The 16238-nt window shown below is 63.8% G+C and carries 16 protein-coding genes; 10 read left to right on the top strand and 6 right to left on the bottom strand.

All coding sequences use genetic code 11. The annotated features are described in order from the left end of the window. Positions 1-7 precede the first annotated feature (7 nt). Entirely contained in the window at positions 8-916 is a 909-nt protein-coding gene (locus U5782_RS16525; protein WP_322044916.1) for a hypothetical protein, read from the bottom strand. 102 nt (positions 917-1018) lie between these two features. Further along, positions 1019-1408, bottom strand: a complete 390-nt coding sequence (locus U5782_RS16520; protein WP_322044915.1) for a DUF2946 domain-containing protein — start codon at positions 1406-1408, stop codon at positions 1019-1021. A 186-nt stretch (positions 1409-1594) separates the two neighbouring features. Between U5782_RS16520 and U5782_RS16515 the strand changes: the two genes are divergently transcribed. The 3 genes from U5782_RS16515 (at position 1595) to U5782_RS16505 (ending at position 4673) form a co-directional block, all read left to right on the top strand. Further along, positions 1595-1894 carry a helix-turn-helix domain-containing protein gene (locus tag U5782_RS16515; protein ID WP_322044914.1) on the top strand — a complete coding sequence of 100 codons (300 nt, stop codon included), beginning with the start codon at positions 1595-1597 and terminating at the stop codon, positions 1892-1894. Between the two features lie 10 nt (positions 1895-1904). Further along, complete coding sequence (locus U5782_RS16510; protein ID WP_322044913.1) at positions 1905-3263, top strand: pyridoxal phosphate-dependent decarboxylase family protein; 1359 nt, start codon at positions 1905-1907, stop codon at positions 3261-3263. Between the two features lie 231 nt (positions 3264-3494). Continuing rightward, on the top strand, positions 3495-4673 hold the full coding sequence (locus tag U5782_RS16505; RefSeq protein ID WP_322044964.1) for a porin: 1179 nt from the start codon (positions 3495-3497) through the stop codon (positions 4671-4673). Positions 4674-4704: 31 nt separating this feature from the next. Here the strand turns inward: U5782_RS16505 and U5782_RS16500 are convergent, their stop codons facing one another. Beyond that, positions 4705-5604, bottom strand: a complete 900-nt coding sequence (locus U5782_RS16500) for a LysR substrate-binding domain-containing protein (RefSeq protein WP_322044912.1) — start codon at positions 5602-5604, stop codon at positions 4705-4707. A 220-nt stretch (positions 5605-5824) separates the two neighbouring features. Here U5782_RS16500 and U5782_RS16495 point away from each other — a divergent pair, with 220 nt between their 5' ends. The 3 genes from U5782_RS16495 to U5782_RS16485 are packed head-to-tail and all read left to right on the top strand — an operon-like array spanning position 5825 to position 8785. Then, a complete protein-coding gene (locus U5782_RS16495; RefSeq protein ID WP_322044911.1) occupies positions 5825-6991 on the top strand; it encodes a branched-chain amino acid ABC transporter substrate-binding protein in 1167 nt (388 codons plus the stop codon). 17 nt (positions 6992-7008) lie between these two features. Further along, positions 7009-7539, top strand: coding sequence for an L-2-amino-thiazoline-4-carboxylic acid hydrolase (locus tag U5782_RS16490; RefSeq protein ID WP_322044910.1), 531 nt, complete (start codon positions 7009-7011; stop codon positions 7537-7539). Then, a complete protein-coding gene (locus tag U5782_RS16485; protein WP_322044909.1) occupies positions 7532-8785 on the top strand; it encodes a Zn-dependent hydrolase in 1254 nt (417 codons plus the stop codon). Before U5782_RS16490 ends, U5782_RS16485 begins: the two co-directional genes overlap by 8 nt. 22 nt (positions 8786-8807) lie before the next feature. Here U5782_RS16485 and U5782_RS16480 read toward each other — a convergent pair whose 3' ends face one another. Together U5782_RS16480 and U5782_RS16475 are read right to left on the bottom strand one after the other, a co-directional pair. Then, positions 8808-9773: a PDR/VanB family oxidoreductase gene (locus U5782_RS16480; protein WP_322044963.1), complete on the bottom strand. Its 966-nt coding sequence runs from the start codon at positions 9771-9773 to the stop codon at positions 8808-8810. Beyond that, a complete protein-coding gene (locus U5782_RS16475; RefSeq protein WP_322044908.1) occupies positions 9773-10828 on the bottom strand; it encodes an aromatic ring-hydroxylating dioxygenase subunit alpha in 1056 nt (351 codons plus the stop codon). Before U5782_RS16475 ends, U5782_RS16480 begins: the two co-directional genes overlap by 1 nt. A 164-nt stretch (positions 10829-10992) precedes the next feature. Here U5782_RS16475 and U5782_RS16470 point away from each other — a divergent pair, with 164 nt between their 5' ends. Further along, positions 10993-11502: a MarR family winged helix-turn-helix transcriptional regulator gene (locus U5782_RS16470; RefSeq protein WP_322044907.1), complete on the top strand. Its 510-nt coding sequence runs from the start codon at positions 10993-10995 to the stop codon at positions 11500-11502. On the opposite strand, the gene U5782_RS16465 is transcribed toward U5782_RS16470, so the two are convergent. Next, positions 11499-12590 (bottom strand): Rieske 2Fe-2S domain-containing protein, encoded by a 1092-nt coding sequence (locus U5782_RS16465; RefSeq protein WP_415914344.1) that lies wholly within the window; start codon positions 12588-12590, stop codon positions 11499-11501. The genes U5782_RS16470 and U5782_RS16465 overlap by 4 nt on opposite strands. 176 nt (positions 12591-12766) lie before the next feature. Here U5782_RS16465 and U5782_RS16460 point away from each other — a divergent pair, with 176 nt between their 5' ends. The 3 genes from U5782_RS16460 (at position 12767) to U5782_RS16450 (ending at position 16224) form a co-directional block, all read left to right on the top strand. Beyond that, on the top strand, positions 12767-13285 hold the full coding sequence (locus U5782_RS16460) for a MarR family transcriptional regulator (protein WP_322044905.1): 519 nt from the start codon (positions 12767-12769) through the stop codon (positions 13283-13285). A 393-nt stretch (positions 13286-13678) separates the two neighbouring features. After that, positions 13679-14962 carry an MFS transporter gene (locus tag U5782_RS16455; protein WP_322044904.1) on the top strand — a complete coding sequence of 428 codons (1284 nt, stop codon included), beginning with the start codon at positions 13679-13681 and terminating at the stop codon, positions 14960-14962. 62 nt (positions 14963-15024) lie between these two features. Continuing rightward, entirely contained in the window at positions 15025-16224 is a 1200-nt protein-coding gene (locus tag U5782_RS16450) for a porin (RefSeq protein ID WP_415914343.1), read from the top strand. The last annotated feature ends 14 nt before the right edge of the window (positions 16225-16238 follow it).

Below are 16238 nucleotides of genomic sequence, written 5' to 3'. Positions count from 1 at the left end.
AGAGCGATTATTGGAACAGCGGTTTGCCGATGGAGTTCGGCGCCACGTCGTCGAAAAAGATGTGCGTCTGCACGAGGATGCCCACGTGCGAGCCGCTGGCGCGATTGACCGGAATCTGCGCCTCGATGCCCAGTTGACCGTAACGGTTGATCCAGATGAAGCCTGGATTGATCGTGCCGGTCGTCTGCCCCTGGCTGCGCGAGAGCGGCACTTCCACGAGCGGGATCAGGTTCGAGAACGGCTGCGGCAGGCCGAGATCATGCACATGCTGTTGTAGATACGGCAGGCTGTACTGGAAGGTGAAGCCGTAGTTGAAAGCGTTGGGCTGGCCCGCGCCGGTCGTGAGCGACGGCCCCAGCGCGCCGGTGATGGCGATCGGGCGCAACCACGCGAGCGAGTCGGGCAGATCGCCCATGCCCTTGCCCGCGTAGAGCGTGGGCGACAGGGTTGAAAAGTTGTCGGCGATCGCGCGGCTGCCGGTGCCGCCGAGTTCGGCATCCACGCCCACCGAGGTCATGAACTCGTGCGCGTCGTTCACGTAGAGCAGGTACTTGAGGCCGACGCCGAAGGTGTCGAAACCGCGCGCGGTCGGGTTGTTCTGCATCACGTAGCCGCCGTCGACGGAAAGCGCGAGGCGCGACGTGAGGAGTTTGTCGTACTCGAAATCGAACGAGTTGATGCTCTGGTCGCCGGCGTCGCCGGGCACGCGGACGTGGCCGTATTGAAGATCGGCCTCGTCGCCGACGCCGGGGTCGTCCACGGCCATCGTCGCCGGAAAGACGCGGTCGCCCGCAATCGCGTGGGCCTGGGCCGCACGCGGTGCGACGATCAACGAACAAGCAAGCGAACAAAGCAGGGCGCACGCGAGCGAAGCGGCCGTGCGCGGGAAAAGGTCAGACGTGAAGCGCTCAGACATGAAGCGTCCTGGTGCAATGAAGGTGCGCGCATCGACATGACGCGCGTGCAGACACGCGGCGACACGCAAGGGCGCATCGTCGCGAACACGGGCACGATCAGGTCAAACCAGGGGCGGGGCGCGCGCGAGCGCGAAGGTCAGCGGCTCGACGCGCGCAAGGCGCTCGAAGCGGGCGGCGACGCGCGCATGCACGAGGCGCGTGGCGAGCGCGAGCGACACGGGCACGCCGGGCATCACGGGCAGATGGGCCAGCAGGTTACAGTAGCCGCAGTCCTGCAGGTCGCTATTGCTGGCGTGTGTGTTGCCGCTTGTTTGATGGGCGCCCTGCACGTGCTGCATCGACGGCATATCGCAATGCGCCGACATCGTGAGCAACGAGGCGGAAGGCGTGGTCTGCGCCGCAAGCAGGTGCGAGATCACCGGGGCGAGCGTCGTCATCAGGATCGCAAGCGTCCCTAATAGACTGACCAGCCTGAGATGAAACCGGCGCACGATGCAAGGAAAAAACGGCGGTAAGGAAGCCGCGATTATGCCACGGGTGCCGTGGGGCTTCTGGGCAAATCCCGGTCATATCGTCGCATTCATGATTGCGTGATGCAGGTCAACGATGTCTGTAGACCCATTTGCACACGTTTCGTCATTTAGCTAAACTTCAAAATGAAAAATGGAGATTGCTAGATGGACGACATCAGCCGTATCAGCGCGCTTGCCAATGAAAGCCGCCTCGCCATCATGCGCTGGCTGAAGGCGCCGCGCCGCCATTTCCCGGTCCAGCCGCACGGCAATATCGACGAACTGGGCGTGTGCTGCACCTTCATCACGGACAAGCTGGGCATCGCGCCCGCGACCACCACGCGCCATATGCGCATCCTCGCCGACGCCGGACTCGTGCGCGCCACGCGGGTCGGCAAGTTCACTTACTACAAGCGTATCGACGCCGAGCTCAAAAAGCTCAGCCGCGAACTTTCACAACTCTGAAAGGCCCAGCATGGATGAACTCGCACTACTGGCGGACGCGGATCAGCGCGCCCATCGCTATCTGGCTTCGGTGGCGCAGCGCCGCGTGTTTCCCGACGCCGCCGCATTGGCCGGTCTCGCGGCCTTCGACGAAGCACTGCCCGATGTCGGCGCGCCGCCGGCCGACACATTGCGCTTGCTCGACGAAGCAGGTTCGCCCGCCACCACCGCGTCGAATGGCCCGAACTACTACGGCTTCGTGATTGGCGCGGCGTTGCCCGCTGCTGCTGCGGCTGAACGCTTGATGCTGGCGTGGGACCAGTGCGCGTCTACTTTCGATAACTCGCCGGCTGCGGCCACCGTCGAGCGTGTCGCGGGGCGCTGGGTGGTCGAGGCGCTGGGCCTGCCGCGCGAGAGCGCCGTGGGCTTCGGCACCAGCGCCACGGCTTGCACGCTCGTTGCAATTGCCGCCGCGCGCCGCGCTTTGCTCGCGCGCAAAGGCTGGGACTTCGACAACGACGGTTTGATCGGCGCGCCCGAGGTCAAGGTGGTGATCTCCGAACTGGTGCATATCACCGTGAAAAAAGCGTTGCGTGTGCTTGGCTTCGGCATGAACCGTCTAATCGTTGCGCCCGTAGATAGTTGCGGGCGCATCGATGCCGCTCGTCTGCCCGCGCTCGACGACATGACGATACTCTGCGTGCAGGCGGGCGAAGTGAACACCGGCGAGTTCGACCCGTTCGCCGCGATCATTCCGCGCGCGAAGGCTGCGGGCGCATGGGTCCATGTGGATGGCGCGTTCGGCCTGTGGGCGCGTGCATCGGCGAAATCGGCCCTGACCGAGGGCGTCGAACATGCGGACAGCTGGACCGCCGACGCGCACAAATGGCTCAACACGCCGTACGACGGCGCGATGACGATCTGCCGCGATGCCTCCGCGCTTGCCGCTGCAATGAACGCCGATGCCGTGTATTCGACGGCATCGCACGATGCGCAGAAGAACCTGAATCTGGAGTTCTCGCGCCGTCCGCGCGGGCTGCCGGTGTGGGCGGCATTGCGCACTTTGGGTCGCGCGGGCGTGGCCGAAATGGTCGAACGTCATTGCGCGCTGGCCGCGCGCATCGGGCAGGGTTTGCGTGACGAGGGCTACGAGGTGCTGAATCGAGTCGTGCTCAACCAGGTGCTGGTGCGCGCGCAAAGCGATGCGCAGACCGTGGCGATCCGCGAGGCCGCGCAGGCCTGCGGAGAAGTGTGGTTCGGCGCGACAGTGTGGCAAGGGCGACCCGCTTTCCGCATCAGCGTATCGTCGTGGCGCACCCAGGAAGCGCATGTCGATCGACTGATCGCGTTGCTGGCGGCGTTGCACGCCCAGCCAGCGAATCCCCGCTAATATCCCCGGCCAGGCAACGCGTTTCCTGGCCCTCCCTTCGCGCGATTAGTACCTGTTTCAGGAAAGGTACTTTCGCGCGCATCGTCTTAATTCCCCTCCCGCCTGCGTCGACAATCGCGATCTTGCGCGTGCACGGCCTCTGCGCGCCCCCTTTCTCCAACAACAAAACGGGTACACGGTGCAACGCGTGGTGTTGGCGCGCGGCCCTGACGCCCGCAAGACCCGCACATGATGAACAGGAAAGTCCTCTCCACCTGCGTCGCCTGCCTTGGCGGCCTGAGCACGGGTGTTGCTCACGCGCAGAGTAGCGTCACGCTCTACGGCTTGATTGATACTTCGATATCCTATGTAAATAACCAGCGCACCAACGGTGCGGGTTCGTCGGGCAGCAGCAACGTGTCGATGAACAGCGGCAACCTCAGCGCGTCGCGATGGGGCCTGCGCGGCAGCGAGGACCTGGGCGGCGGCGCATCGGCCATCTTTATGCTGGAAAGCGGTTTCTCGTCGGTCAACGGCAAGACCAGCAACGGCGGCAATCTGTTCGGGCGTCAGGCCTATGTGGGCCTACGCGCGAACGGTTATGGCACGTTCACGATGGGCCGCCAGTACGACTTCATTCTCACCTTCGTCACGCCGCTGGGCGCGGCCGGTTCGGGCTGGGGCGGCAATCTGGCGATGCACCCCTACGACAACGACGATTCGATCCAGAACATCCGCATCAACAACGCCGTGCGTTATACGAGCGAAACGTATCGCGGCTTCACGGCGGGCGCGATGTATGGCTTCTCGAACACGCCGGGCAGCTTCGGCAACAATGCCGCCTATAGCGCGGGCCTGTCGTATGCGAATGGCCCCTTCAAGGCGGGCGCGGCCTTCCTCAAGATCAACCGCGACGGGCACGTCGCCAACCCGGAGGGCGCGGTGAGCGTGACCGACGGCTCCGCGACCGTCACGGGCGGCGATCAACTGATCGTGGCGGTGGGCGCGCGCTACGCGTTCGGCCCGCATTCGGTGGGCGTGAGCTGGACCCATTCGGCCACCGACGATGTCACGGGCCTCTATCAGGGCGGCAAGATCGCGACGCTCAAAGGCAACACGATCATTTTCGACAACTACTCGATCGACGGACGCTACGCCGTCACGCCCTCGCTCTATGTGTCGGCGGCCTACACCTATACGCAGGCGCGTTTCGATGCGGGTGCGGGCTCCGCACGGCCCAAGTGGAACCAGGTAGTCGCGCAGATCGACAAGTCAGTGACGCCGCGTACCGACCTCTATCTGGAAGGCGTGTATCAAAGCGTGAGCGGTGGACGCAATAACGCCGTATTCGATGCATCCGTGTACACGCTCACGCCTTCGTCGAACAGCAATCAGGTGGTGGTGGCGCTCGGCATGCGGCATCGCTTCTGATCGCACGCACACAGCAATGGCCGCTACGCAATCAGGCGTTTTTTGCCGACTCCAGCAGCCATTGTGCGAGCCGCTGCGCGCCGTTCGGCATTTCCGCGTCGGCGCGCCAGCAGAGGTAATAATGACGCCCATCGTCCAGTTCGTGATCGAACAGCTTGTGCAGCGCGCCCGATGCCAGCTCGCGCGAAACCAGCGGCGCGCGTATCAGCGCCGCGCCCAGATCGGCCAGTGCCGCACTCAAGGTCAACTGGCCATCCTCGAAGAGCGGACCTTCGGTGCGCGTGACGTGGCGCGCGCCCGCGCTTTGCAGCCAGTTCGCCCAGGTGCTGCGGTCTTCGTCATGCACGAGCGGCACGCTCGCGAGATCGGCGGGCTTGCGCAGCGGCCCGTAGCGGCGCATAAAACGCGGCGTGCACACGGGCACCACTGCGCCCGAAAGCAGCGGCGTGCTCGTATAGCCGATCCAGTCGCCGGTGCCGAAGCGGATCGACAGATCGGCGGCGTCGCTGCGGTAGTTGCGGTGGTTCGCGTAGAGCACGGTGACGTCCACGTCTTCGTTGGCGTCGAGGAAGTCGTGCAGGCGCGGAATGAACCAGCCGATGCCGAACAACGGAATCAGACTGATCGTGATCTGGCGGCGCGAGGAGCGCTCGCGCACGAAGCCCGTCGCGCTGCGCAACACCGAAAACGCCGCGCTGATCGAGCGATAGTAGTCGCGTCCTTCGTCCGTGAGGATGAGCGAGCGGCCGCTGCGCACGGTAAGCGGCGTCTGCACGAAGGACTCGAGCAATTGCAGTTGATGGCTCACCGCCGAGGGCGTGATGTCCAGTTCGCGCGCCGCCGCGACAACCGAGCCGTGGCGAGCGAACGCCTCGAAGGCACGCACGGCGCGCAACGGTGGATCATCGGCAATCTGCTGAATTTTATTCATGTATCGAATTATATCGAACGGCATTGTAGCTGGTTAAATTGCGATTTATATCGTTAGATCATGGGTTTACTGGCTATCTCTGCGCGCTGGAATATTGATCGAACTAAAGATAATTTAGGCGGTTTCGCATCAAACCGTAATCTTTTTCATGATTCGACGGCAGCGCAACCCGCGCCTGGCCGTTCCCCGCATACATGAATACGCACGCCACTACACGCACATGAAAAAGAAAGCCCTGCTGTTGTTGCCGATCGCCGCGCTGGCCGCGACGCTTTTCGCTAGCGCCGCGCGCGCCCAGGATGAACAGGTCGTTTTGATTGGTCTCGCCGCGCCGCTCACCGGCGGTTCCGCGCGGATCGGCAAGGATCTGGAAAACGGCGCGCAACTCGCCATCGACGACGCCAACGCGAAGCATCCGAGCATCGGCGGCAAGCCGGTCGTCTACAAGCTCGCGAGCGCTGACGATCAATCGGACCCGCGCACGGCCGTCACCGTCGCGCAGCAACTCGTCGATCGTCATGTGATCGGCGTGGTGGGGCACTGGAATACCGGCTGCAGCGTGCCGGCCGCACACGTCTATCACGACGCGGGCATCGCGCAGATTGCGCCAGCCTCCACGGGGCATCAATACACACTGCAAGGCTTCGACACGTCGTTCCGCATCATGGGTCACGACGACGACAGCGGCGCCTACACGGGCGCCTATGCCGTGAGGACGCTCAAGGCGCAGCGCATCGTCGTGATCGACGATCAGACCGCCTTTGGCGCGGGACTCGCGAACCAGTTCATCAAGGGCGTGCAGGCCAATGGCGGCACCGTGATCGATCACCAGTACGTGACCGACAAGACCATCGACTTCAGCGGCGTGCTCACCGAAATCAAGGGCAAGCGCCCCGATCTGATCTTCCTCGGCGGGATCGATGTGGAGGCCGCGCCGCTCGTGCGTCGCATGCGTCAGCTGCATATTCAGGCACCGCTGCTGGGCGCGGGCGGTTTCGTCAGCCAGACTTTCCTCAAGCTCGCCGGGCCGGCAGGCGAGGGCGTGACGGCGCTGGAGCCGGGCCGTCCGCTCGACCGTATGCCGGGCGGTCCTGCTTTCGACGCGCAATATCGTGCGCGCTGGCATGCGCCGATCGAACTGCACGCGCCGTTCGCCTACGATGCGGCGGCCACGATCATCGCGGCCACGCAGCAAGCCAATTCGACCGACCCGAAGAAGATCGTCGCGACGCTGCACACGATCCGCCGCGACGGCGTGACGGGCACCATCGCCTTCGATGCGCAAGGCAATCTCAAGGACCCGGCGTACACGATTTATCAGGTGCGCAGCGGCAAGTGGGCCGTGGTCGATGTGCTCGGCGGCGGCGCAAAAGCCGCTGCGCACTGAAGCTCGAGGAGAAGATCATGACGCAGCAAAACGATCAACATGATGAAGGCGTGAACGGCGAAACGCTGGGCATTCTTGCGCGCCGCCGCATCGAGGCCGAAATCATCAAGCCGATCTACGAGATCCTCAAGCGCGACTTCGGCGCCGAGCGCGCGCAGGCTGTGATCGCCGAGGCCGTGCGCGGTGCGGCGATCGAAGCGGGTCAGCAGTTCGCGCAGCGCGAGCCGAACGGCACGAGCATCGCTTCCTTCGTCGCCCTCCAGGTGCTCTGGGAGAAGGACGACGCGCTCGACGTGGAGACGTTGCGCGCCGACGCGGATGCCTACGATTACGACGTGAAGCGTTGCAGCTATGCTGAGATGTATCACGCGATGGGACTCGGCGAAATCGGTCATCTGCTGAGTTGCGCGCGCGATAGCGAATTCATCGCGGGCTACGATCCGCGCGTCGAACTCACGCGCACGAGCACCATCATGCAGGGCGGCAAGCGCTGCGATTTCCGCTACCGCATGCGCGATGACGGTCTCGGGGGGAAAGCCGATGTCTGAGCACGACCAAACGAATCGGGCCGCGCTGCGCGTGAACGGCGCGCGCCTTTGGGAATCGCTCGAACGCATGGCGCAGATCGGTGCGACGCCCAAAGGCGGTGTCTGCCGCCTCGCGCTCACCGACCTCGACCGCGAGGGCCGCGATCTGTTCGTGCAATGGGCGCGTGAAGCCGGTTGCACGATTCGCGTCGACCGCATGGGCAATATCTTCGCGCGGCGCGCGGGCCGCGATCCACAGGCCGCCCCCGTGCTGACCGGCTCGCATGCCGATACCCAGCCCACGGGCGGCCGCTACGACGGTATCTACGGCGTGCTGGGCGGCCTCGAGGTCGTGCGCGCGCTCAACGACGCGGGCATCGAGACGGATCACCCGCTCGAAGTGGTGATCTGGACCAACGAGGAAGGTTCGCGCTTTGCGCCCGCGATGATTGCCTCGGGCGTCTATGCGGGCGTGTATCCGCTCGAATATGGACTGTCACGCACGGATGCGTCGGGCACGACGATCGGCGAAGCACTCGCGCAAATCGGCTATGCGGGTGAGGAGCCGGTGGGCGGTACGCCGGTTCATGCCGCGTACGAATTGCATATCGAACAAGGCGCGATTCTCGAACGCAGCGGCAAGACGATTGGCGTCGTCACCGCGGGGCAAGGGCAGCGCTGGTACGAAATCGAACTCACCGGCGTGGATGCGCACGCGGGCACCACGCCGATGGATCTGCGTCGTGACGCGCTGGTTGGCGCAGCGCGCATGATCGCGTTCGTGGAGTCGCTCGGGCGCAGCCATGCGCCGCACGGCCGCGCGACCGTCGGCATGATCGAGGCGAAGCCGAACTCGCGCAACACCGTGCCGGGGCGCTGCTTTTTCACGGTGGAGTTTCGTCATCCGCAGTCCGAAGTATTGGCGCAGATGGACGCCGCGTTGCGTGCAGAACTCACGCGCGTGGCGCAGGAAGCGCATCTCGGCCACACAATCGAGCAGATTTTCGACTACGCGCCTGTGCCGTTCGCGCCGGAATGTATCGAAGCCGTGCGCAACGCCGCCGATGCGCTCGGCCTGTCGAATGCCGAGATCGTTTCGGGTGCGGGACACGACGCCTGCTATCTGGCGCGCGTCGCGCCCACGGGCATGATCTTTATCCCTTGCGTCGATGGTTTGAGCCACAACGAAGGCGAAGCGATCACGCCCGAGTGGGCCGAAGCGGGCGCGAACGTGCTGCTGCACGCGATGCTCGCGAGCGCCGTTTAATTCTCCCTTTGACGCGCGGCGTCTAGAGATCGAGCACGAGCAGCGGCGTGCGCGAGCGCGAACAGCACGGCAGGAACTGATCGCACGCCGCCTTTTCTTCGTCGGTGAGGTAGGCGTCGCGATGGTCGGGCTGACCTTCGATCACGCGCGTGAGGCAGGTGCCGCACACGCCTTGTTCGCACGACGTCAGCACCTCCACGCCGTTCGCCGCGAGCACTTCGATCACGGTGCGGCCTGCCGGCACATCGAGGGTCGCGCCGCTGCTCGCAATACGCACCTGAAACGCAGCGTCGGTGGCCGACTGCTCGACCACAGCGCCGAAGAACTCATAGTGCAGACGCGTTTCGTCCCACTGTTGGCGGCGCGCCTCGGCGAGCACGGCATCCATGAAGCCGCGCGGGCCGCACACGTACAGATGACTGCCCGTGGGCGCATTCGCGAGCGTGGCCGCGATATCGAAGCGTTGCGCTTGCGCCTCATCGTCGAAATGAAACGCCGCGCGCTCGCCGAAAGGCGACGCCGCGATGCGCGAGACGAACGCCGTGCGCGCGCGCGAGCGCGCACAGTAGTGAAGGTTGAAGGCTTCGTCGGCGCGAAACAGGCGCTCCGCCATGCACAGAATGGGCGTGATGCCGATGCCGCCCGCGATCAGCAGATGATGGGGCGCACCGTGCGCGAGCGGGAAATGATTGCGCGGCGCGCTGATTTTCAAGGCGTCGCCTTGTTCGACCCGATCATGAATCGCACGCGAGCCGCCCCGACCGTTCTCATCGCGCAATACTGCAATGTGATAGCGCTGCGTGCTGGCGGGATCGTTGCACAGCGAGTATTGGCGTATCAGGCCACCGGGCAGATGCACGTCGATATGCGCGCCCGCGCTGAAAGCGGGCAGTGACGTGCCGTCCGCATTGACGAGCTCGAATCCGTAGATATCCTGAGCTTCGTTCCACTTGCGCGCGACGGTGACGTTGAGCGTGGCGTCCGACATCATGCCTCCGTGGCCGTCGTGGTGGTGGTGTCGCGTTCGGCGGCGAGCAGCCGGTCGATGACCTTGCGCGAAAGCACGCCGCCAGCGTCGATATTGAGCTTGAGCAGCTTGCGCTGCGGCCACGCTTCGAGATTGCGCTGCTGGCGCTCCAGCATTTCGAGGTCTTCGGAGAAGATCTTGCCCTGGCCTTCGCGAATCTGGTCGGTGAGCGCGGCGTCGCCAGGCTGGAAATTGCGCGCCATGCCCCAGAAATACCAGATCGACGATTCGGTTTCCGGCGTGATGAAATCCACCACGATCGACGACGCCTTGTATTGCGCGGGCGCGTGATAACCGCCGTGCCCCGCATGCGCCACGCCCACTTCGATCATTACGTGGCTGGGCGGCGAGAAGCGGCAGATTTGCCAGCGGTCCACGGGCACATCGTCGGCGAGACCGTTGCCGCGCAGCGCCATGCGCCAGAACGGCGGCGCCATGATGTTTTCCATGAAGCGGCTCGTCACCACTTCGTCGCCTTCGCTCGTGGTCTTGGGCGGCGCTTCGTCGATTTCCTTCTGGCCGATGCTGCTCGCGTGCACGTAGGTCTCGTGCGTGAGGTCCATCAGGTTGTCGATCATGAGGCGGTAATCGCAGCCGATGTGATAGAGGCCGCCGCCATAGGCCCACGCGGGATCTTCGGCCCACGGCAACGCGTGGAGTTTGGTGGGATCGGCTGCTGCGGCGTCGCCGGGCCACACCCAGATGAAACCGTAGCGCTCGATCACTGGAAAGCTGCGCACGGCCGGAAAGCCGTTCACGCGCTGACCCGGCATGCCTGTGGCTTTGCCCTGGCAGCCCATCTCCAGACCGTGATAGCCGCACACGAGGGTGCCGTCGCGCACGAAGCCGAGCGAGAGCGGCGCGCCGCGATGCGGGCAGAAGTCTTCCAGCGCCGCCACCTTGCCGCCTGCGGCGCGGTAGAACACCATCGCCTCGCCGCAGATCGTGCGGCCCAGCGGCTTCTGCGCGAACTCGTCGGGCGTGCACGCCACATACCATGCGTTCTTGAGAAACACCTTGCGTCTCCTTGGGGATGAGTTTGTCGTCGCGCGGGGAAGGATCGACTCGTCGGTCAATCATTCCGTACACTGAATGACGTTCAGTGTACTTACCGATTCCCCGGCCGGCAAGCGGTGCGGTATGCTGGTTTTCCCGTAACGCTTTTGCTGAGCGCTCTCTCATGGCAACAATTGAGGCAAACCACGACGACCTTCACGCGCGCACGCGCAAGCTCGATCTTTACGACGACGCGGGCCACCTGATCCGCCGGGCGAATCAGATCGCGGTTGCGCTGTTTCTGGAGAAGATGGGGCGCGACGTCACCCCTGTGCAGTACGCTGTGCTGCGTATGCTGCACGAAGCGCCGGGCATCGATCAGGTGACGCTCGCGCAGCGTGTGGCGCTCGATACGTCGACGACGGCGGAACTCGCCGCGCGTCTGGAGGCGAAAGGCTGGATCGTGCGCGAGTTGCTCGCGCGACGTCAGCGGCGGCTTGCGCTCACCGAAGCGGGCGAGGCGCTGCTGATGAAGCTGACGCCATCGGTGGAGTCGCTGCGCGCAGGGTTGTTCGAAGGCATGGACGAAGGCGACGCCAGCGAACTGATCCGCCTGCTGCGCAAGTTCGTCGATCTGAACAACGAGCAGAGCCGCGCACCGTTGCGGGTGCGCGGCGGGGTGACTGCGGATTAACGCGTAGAAGACAAGCTGATAGTGGGTGCTTTCGTAAGACCCGCGATGATACGGCGCGCGCGGTTGGCGCCCACATCGACATGAATGTCGATCTGCGGCCCCGCGCCGAAACGCTGCTGGTTGTGATACTGGGCTTCGATCACGATCTTGTCTTCTTCGAAAGTCAGCGCAGTCTGCTCGAAAACCTGGTCCATATTGCTGCCGCCGTCGGGCCGCCGGTTGGTGGACATGGTCCAGAAGTAGTGCGTCGTGCTATCCGTCTCTGGCGTGACGCCGTGCAGCCCGCGCATATGGAAGCCGCCGCGCGCCGGGTCGTCGAGCGATTCCGTATTGGCGTCCACCGCGCCGGTCCAGATGCGCAGATGGCTCACCTCGAATTCGATTTCCTGCCAGCGGTCGATCCGGTCGGCGAACGGCCATGCGGCGGCATAGGTCGCGGGCGGCTTCGATTCGCGCATATGGCGCACGACGCGCACGCTGTTGCCGGCGCTTTCGACTTTCATCTCGGCCTGCATGTGCGTCGAGGGATCGCCGCCGATCGTGCGCAGGTGCACGTATCCGAGGTGGCTCAGATCGAGCAGGTTGTCGTGAATGAGCTGATACGGCGCCTCGTAGTGGTAGACATCGCCGCGAAATTCGTAGCGCGGGTCGGCATGCCACGGATAGTCGGGCGGGTCTTGCAGCGGCGTGGAGTGATCGGCATCGCCAAACCAGATCCAGAGAATCCGGTCCTTCTCGACCAGGGTATGGGCCGGAACCCGGCATTTTCCGGGTACCTTGTCCTGACCGGGGATTTCCAGGCAGGCGCCGTCAGCACCGAATAGCAGACCATGATAGCCGCAGCGCAGACCGCGTGCTTCGATCGTGCCGAACGACAGCGGAAGCGAGCGATGGCAGCAACGATCCTCCAGTGCGGCGGCTCGTCCATCAGGGGTGCGAAATAGCACGATCGGCTTGTTCAACAGCGTACGTGCGAGAGGCGCGGCGTGATCGAGTTCCCAACTAAAACCGGCGATGTACCACTGATTGAGTGCAAACACGATGTCTCCCTGTTCTGGACTTTGCAATGGTTTGAAAGTATTCAGCATGCTTAATATCTAACGTTCAGTGTACATAACGTTAATCGAGGAGGCTTTCCGTACCTTCCCTGGTAGGAGCGGCTTCGATCCCGACACAGGCAGGTCATAAGCTCTGCATGCGATGCGTTAAAATTCACGGAATAGAAACGGGCGCGATGCAGCACCGTTTGACCAGAGGACATTCCATGAGCAGTACGGCATCGCGGCCAGCGACACGGGCGCGCAAAAAGAAGAAAGACGAACTGTCCACCGATCTCTACGAGCAACCGGGGCACCTGATTCGCCGCGCGCATCAAATCGCGGTGTCGATGTTCCACACCGTGCTTGGGCCCGACATCACGCCGGTGCAGTACGCGGCGCTGCGCATTCTCCAGGACCATCCGGATATCGATCAGGTGACGCTCGCGCGTTACTGCGCGCTCGACAATTCGACGACGGCGACGCTTGCCGTGCGACTCGAAGAAAAAGGGCTGATCGAGCGCTTCACGCCGCCCGAGGACAAGCGCGTACGCCTGCTGCGTCTGAGCGAGGCGGGCGCGGCGCTGCTGGAGAGTCTCGTGCCCTCGGTGCACGAGTTGCGCCGGCGCATGATGCAGACGCTGTCTGCGCAGGAGCAGGAGACCTTCCTCACGCTGCTCTCCAAGTTCGTGCACATCAACAACGAGAAGAGCCGCGCGCCGCTGCGCCGTGGCGACGCCGACTGACGCGAACCCGCGCGTCTCCATTAGCCGGGAGCGGTGCCTGAATGGCGCCGCTTTGCGCTTCTGTTCTGCAACTAACTGCCTGCCTCTTCCCGTCACACCCAACGCCGTTTCACGGCGCAAACACACGCTGTCAGACATTGCTTGCGCGCAGCGCTTATTTTGCAATCTTTATAGATGTCTGACGTCGTATCTAATGATGCAGCGCCAAGATTTTCGTTTCTGTTCGTTTGGAGGGATTTTGGCTATTGACTGCGTTCGAATGCGAACATAGGATCGGTCTGGCCTTAAAGTCGCCAAGCGATGCTTCGCGCATGCAAGGTAAAAAATCCGGAATCTTTACCCGGATAGTCATACGACAACGTAACAGATCAAAACAACATGGAGACAAGCGGTATGGAGACAGTCTCGCAAGGCGTCAAAGGATTGCGCTGGTGGATCATCGCGCTGGTCTGCATCGGCACGATCATGAATTACCTCACGCGCAACTCGCTCGGCGTACTCGCGCCCGAGTTGAAGGGCGAGCTCAACATGTCCACGCAGCAGTATTCGTATGTGGTGGCCGCGTTCCAGGTGGGCTACACGATCATGCAGCCGGTGTGCGGCATCATCGTGGACCTGATCGGGCTGCGCCTGGGCTTCGCGCTGTTCGCGGCGCTCTGGTCCGCTACCGGCGTGCTGCATGGCTTCGCCACGAGTTGGATGTCGCTTGGCGCGATGCGTGGCCTGCTTGGCGTGTTCGAGGCCGCGGCGATTCCCTCGGGCATGAAGGCCGTGGCCGAGTGGTTCCCCGACCGGCAGAAGTCCGTCGCGGTGGGCTATTTCAATGCGGGCACGTCGCTGGGCGCCTTGCTCGCGCCGCCCGTGGTCGTGTTTCTTTCGCTGCACTATGGCTGGCAGTCGGCATTCGTGGCGACGGGCGCGCTCGGGTTTGTCTGGGCGGGCGTCTGGTACTTCCTCTATCGCTCGCCGGCGCAGCATCCGCGTATTTCCGCTCAGGAGCTCAACCTGATCGAAAGCGGTCAGGCGCGCGTGGCATCGGTGAACCGCCGCCCCGTGCTCGATATTCTCGGCTCGCGGCGCTTCTGGGCCATCGCGCTGCCGCGCTTTTTCGCCGAACCCGCCTGGCAGACCTTCAGCTTCTGGATTCCGCTCTATCTCGCCACCGAACGCCACATGGATCTCAAGCAGATTGCGATCTTCGCGTGGCTGCCGTTCCTCGCGGCGGACCTGGGCGGCATTCTCGGCGGCTATCTTTCGCCGTTCCTCATGCGCTTTTTCCGCGTGCCGCTGCTGTGGTCGCGCGTGGCGGGCGTGGTGCTTGGGGCGTTCATGATGATCGGTCCCGCGTGTATTGGCCTCGTCGCTTCGCCGTATATGGCGATCGCGCTGTTCTGCCTGGGCGGCTTCGCGCATCAGATGCTGTCCACGCTCGTCAACACGCTGTCCGCCGATGTCTTCGATCCCGACGAAGTCGCCACGGCCAGCGGTTTTGGCGGCATGGCGGCGTGGATCGGCGGCCTGAGCTTTTCGCTGGTGGTGGGCGCGCTGGCCGACAAGGTCGGATTCGGGCCGCTGTTCGCGTGCCTTGGCGCATTCGACCTGATTGGCGCGGGCTTGCTGATCGTGCTGATACGCGGCCAGACGAGAGCGGCGCGCGCTGCGCTGGCGACTTCATGAGCTATCCGGTCGGTAAAACGCATCGGACTCCCTACGATAAAAAATAGAGACACCAGAACAAGATGAAAAATTCACACTTCTCGTATCGCAGTCGGGCACTCAAGACGTGGCTGGTTGCAGGCGCATCCATCGGTGCGGCCATGATTGGACAGGGCGCGCAAGCGCAATCGAGCGTCACGCTTTACGGCGTACTCGACGACTCGATCGCCTACGTCAACAACCAGAAGGGCCACTCAAACGTCTATCTGCGGCAAGGGAATCTCTACGCATCGAAGTTCGGCTTCAAGGGCGCGGAAGATCTCGGCGGTGGCACCAGCGCGATCTTCGACGTGCAAGCCGGCTTCGATCCGAATAACGGCACCGCGTCGTCGGCGGGCCTGCTGTTCAATCGCCAGGCCTATGTGGGCCTGCAAAACAAGAGCTGGGGCACGCTCACCGCGGGCCGGCAGTACACGCCGTACTTCCAGTTCGTCGGCCCGCTGGCGTCGAGCGCCTGGCTGACGGGGGCAACGGGCGCGCATCCCGGCGATATCGACAGCCTCGACACGACCGTGCGCATCAACAACTCGGTGACGTGGACCTCGCCCACCTGGCAAGGCTTCAGCGCGAGCGCGCTCTATGGGCTGAGCGGCATACCCGGCAATATCGGCGCGGGGCAGAGCTGGAGCGGCGCGGTGCGTTACGCGATTGGCGGCGTCAATCTCGCGGCGGGCTTCCTGCGCTTGAACAATACCGGCCGCACGGCGGGTTTCGATCCCGGTGCGAGCGGCTCGTTCGCTGCGTCGGCGCTCAATGCGGGCTATCTCTCCGCGCGCGCGGTGCAGAACGCGGCGATTGCCGGAACGTGGACCACAGGCGGTTTGACGCTAGGCCTGAGTTACACCAACGTCGAATATTTGTCCGGCGGCGCTTCGGCGTTCAGGGATACCGCCGTGTTCAACACCTACGGCGGGTTCGCGTCGTATCGCATCACGCCCGCCTTCGATATGGGCGCGGGCTATGCGTGGACGCTGGCATCGAAGGCCAACGGCGTCGCGAGCTCCGCGCGCTATCAGCAGGTCTCGCTCAAAGAGGCGTATCACCTGTCCAAGCGCACGACGCTCTACGCCTTGCAGGCGTGGCAGCACGCGAGCGGGCAGACGCTCGGCTCGAATGGCGCGATCGTCGACGCCGTACCGAACGTGGGCGATTCGCAAAACTCGACGCCTTCGTCCACCCGCTCGCAATTCGTCGGGATGCTCGGCATCGCGACGACCTTCTGACGACCATGAGATCA

Origin of the sequence: Paraburkholderia sp. J67 (assembly GCF_905220265.1) — a bacterium.
Taxonomy (GTDB): Bacteria; Pseudomonadota; Gammaproteobacteria; order Burkholderiales; family Burkholderiaceae; genus Paraburkholderia.
The sequence above is the reverse complement of the archived record's forward strand: the minus strand, read 5'-3'. Positions and strand labels throughout refer to the sequence as shown.

Bases quoted from the DNA above. Each gene is read 5' to 3' on its own strand.
- U5782_RS16525 (WP_322044916.1), bottom strand. From the start codon at position 916: ATGTCTGAGCGCTTCACGTCTGACCTTTTCCCGCGCACGGCCGCTTCG.
- U5782_RS16515 (WP_322044914.1), top strand. From the start codon at position 1,595: ATGGACGACATCAGCCGTATCAGCGCGCTTGCCAATGAAAGCCGCCTC.
- U5782_RS16510 (WP_322044913.1), top strand. From the start codon at position 1,905: ATGGATGAACTCGCACTACTGGCGGACGCGGATCAGCGCGCCCATCGC.
- U5782_RS16505 (WP_322044964.1), top strand. From the start codon at position 3,495: ATGAACAGGAAAGTCCTCTCCACCTGCGTCGCCTGCCTTGGCGGCCTG.
- U5782_RS16500 (WP_322044912.1), bottom strand. From the start codon at position 5,604: ATGAATAAAATTCAGCAGATTGCCGATGATCCACCGTTGCGCGCCGTG.
- U5782_RS16495 (WP_322044911.1), top strand. From the start codon at position 5,825: ATGAAAAAGAAAGCCCTGCTGTTGTTGCCGATCGCCGCGCTGGCCGCG.
- U5782_RS16490 (WP_322044910.1), top strand. From the start codon at position 7,009: ATGACGCAGCAAAACGATCAACATGATGAAGGCGTGAACGGCGAAACG.
- U5782_RS16485 (WP_322044909.1), top strand. From the start codon at position 7,532: ATGTCTGAGCACGACCAAACGAATCGGGCCGCGCTGCGCGTGAACGGC.
- U5782_RS16480 (WP_322044963.1), bottom strand. From the start codon at position 9,773: ATGTCGGACGCCACGCTCAACGTCACCGTCGCGCGCAAGTGGAACGAA.
- U5782_RS16470 (WP_322044907.1), top strand. From the start codon at position 10,993: ATGGCAACAATTGAGGCAAACCACGACGACCTTCACGCGCGCACGCGC.
- U5782_RS16465 (WP_415914344.1), bottom strand. From the start codon at position 12,590: ATGCTGAATACTTTCAAACCATTGCAAAGTCCAGAACAGGGAGACATC.
- U5782_RS16460 (WP_322044905.1), top strand. From the start codon at position 12,767: ATGAGCAGTACGGCATCGCGGCCAGCGACACGGGCGCGCAAAAAGAAG.
- U5782_RS16455 (WP_322044904.1), top strand. From the start codon at position 13,679: ATGGAGACAGTCTCGCAAGGCGTCAAAGGATTGCGCTGGTGGATCATC.
- U5782_RS16450 (WP_415914343.1), top strand. From the start codon at position 15,025: ATGAAAAATTCACACTTCTCGTATCGCAGTCGGGCACTCAAGACGTGG.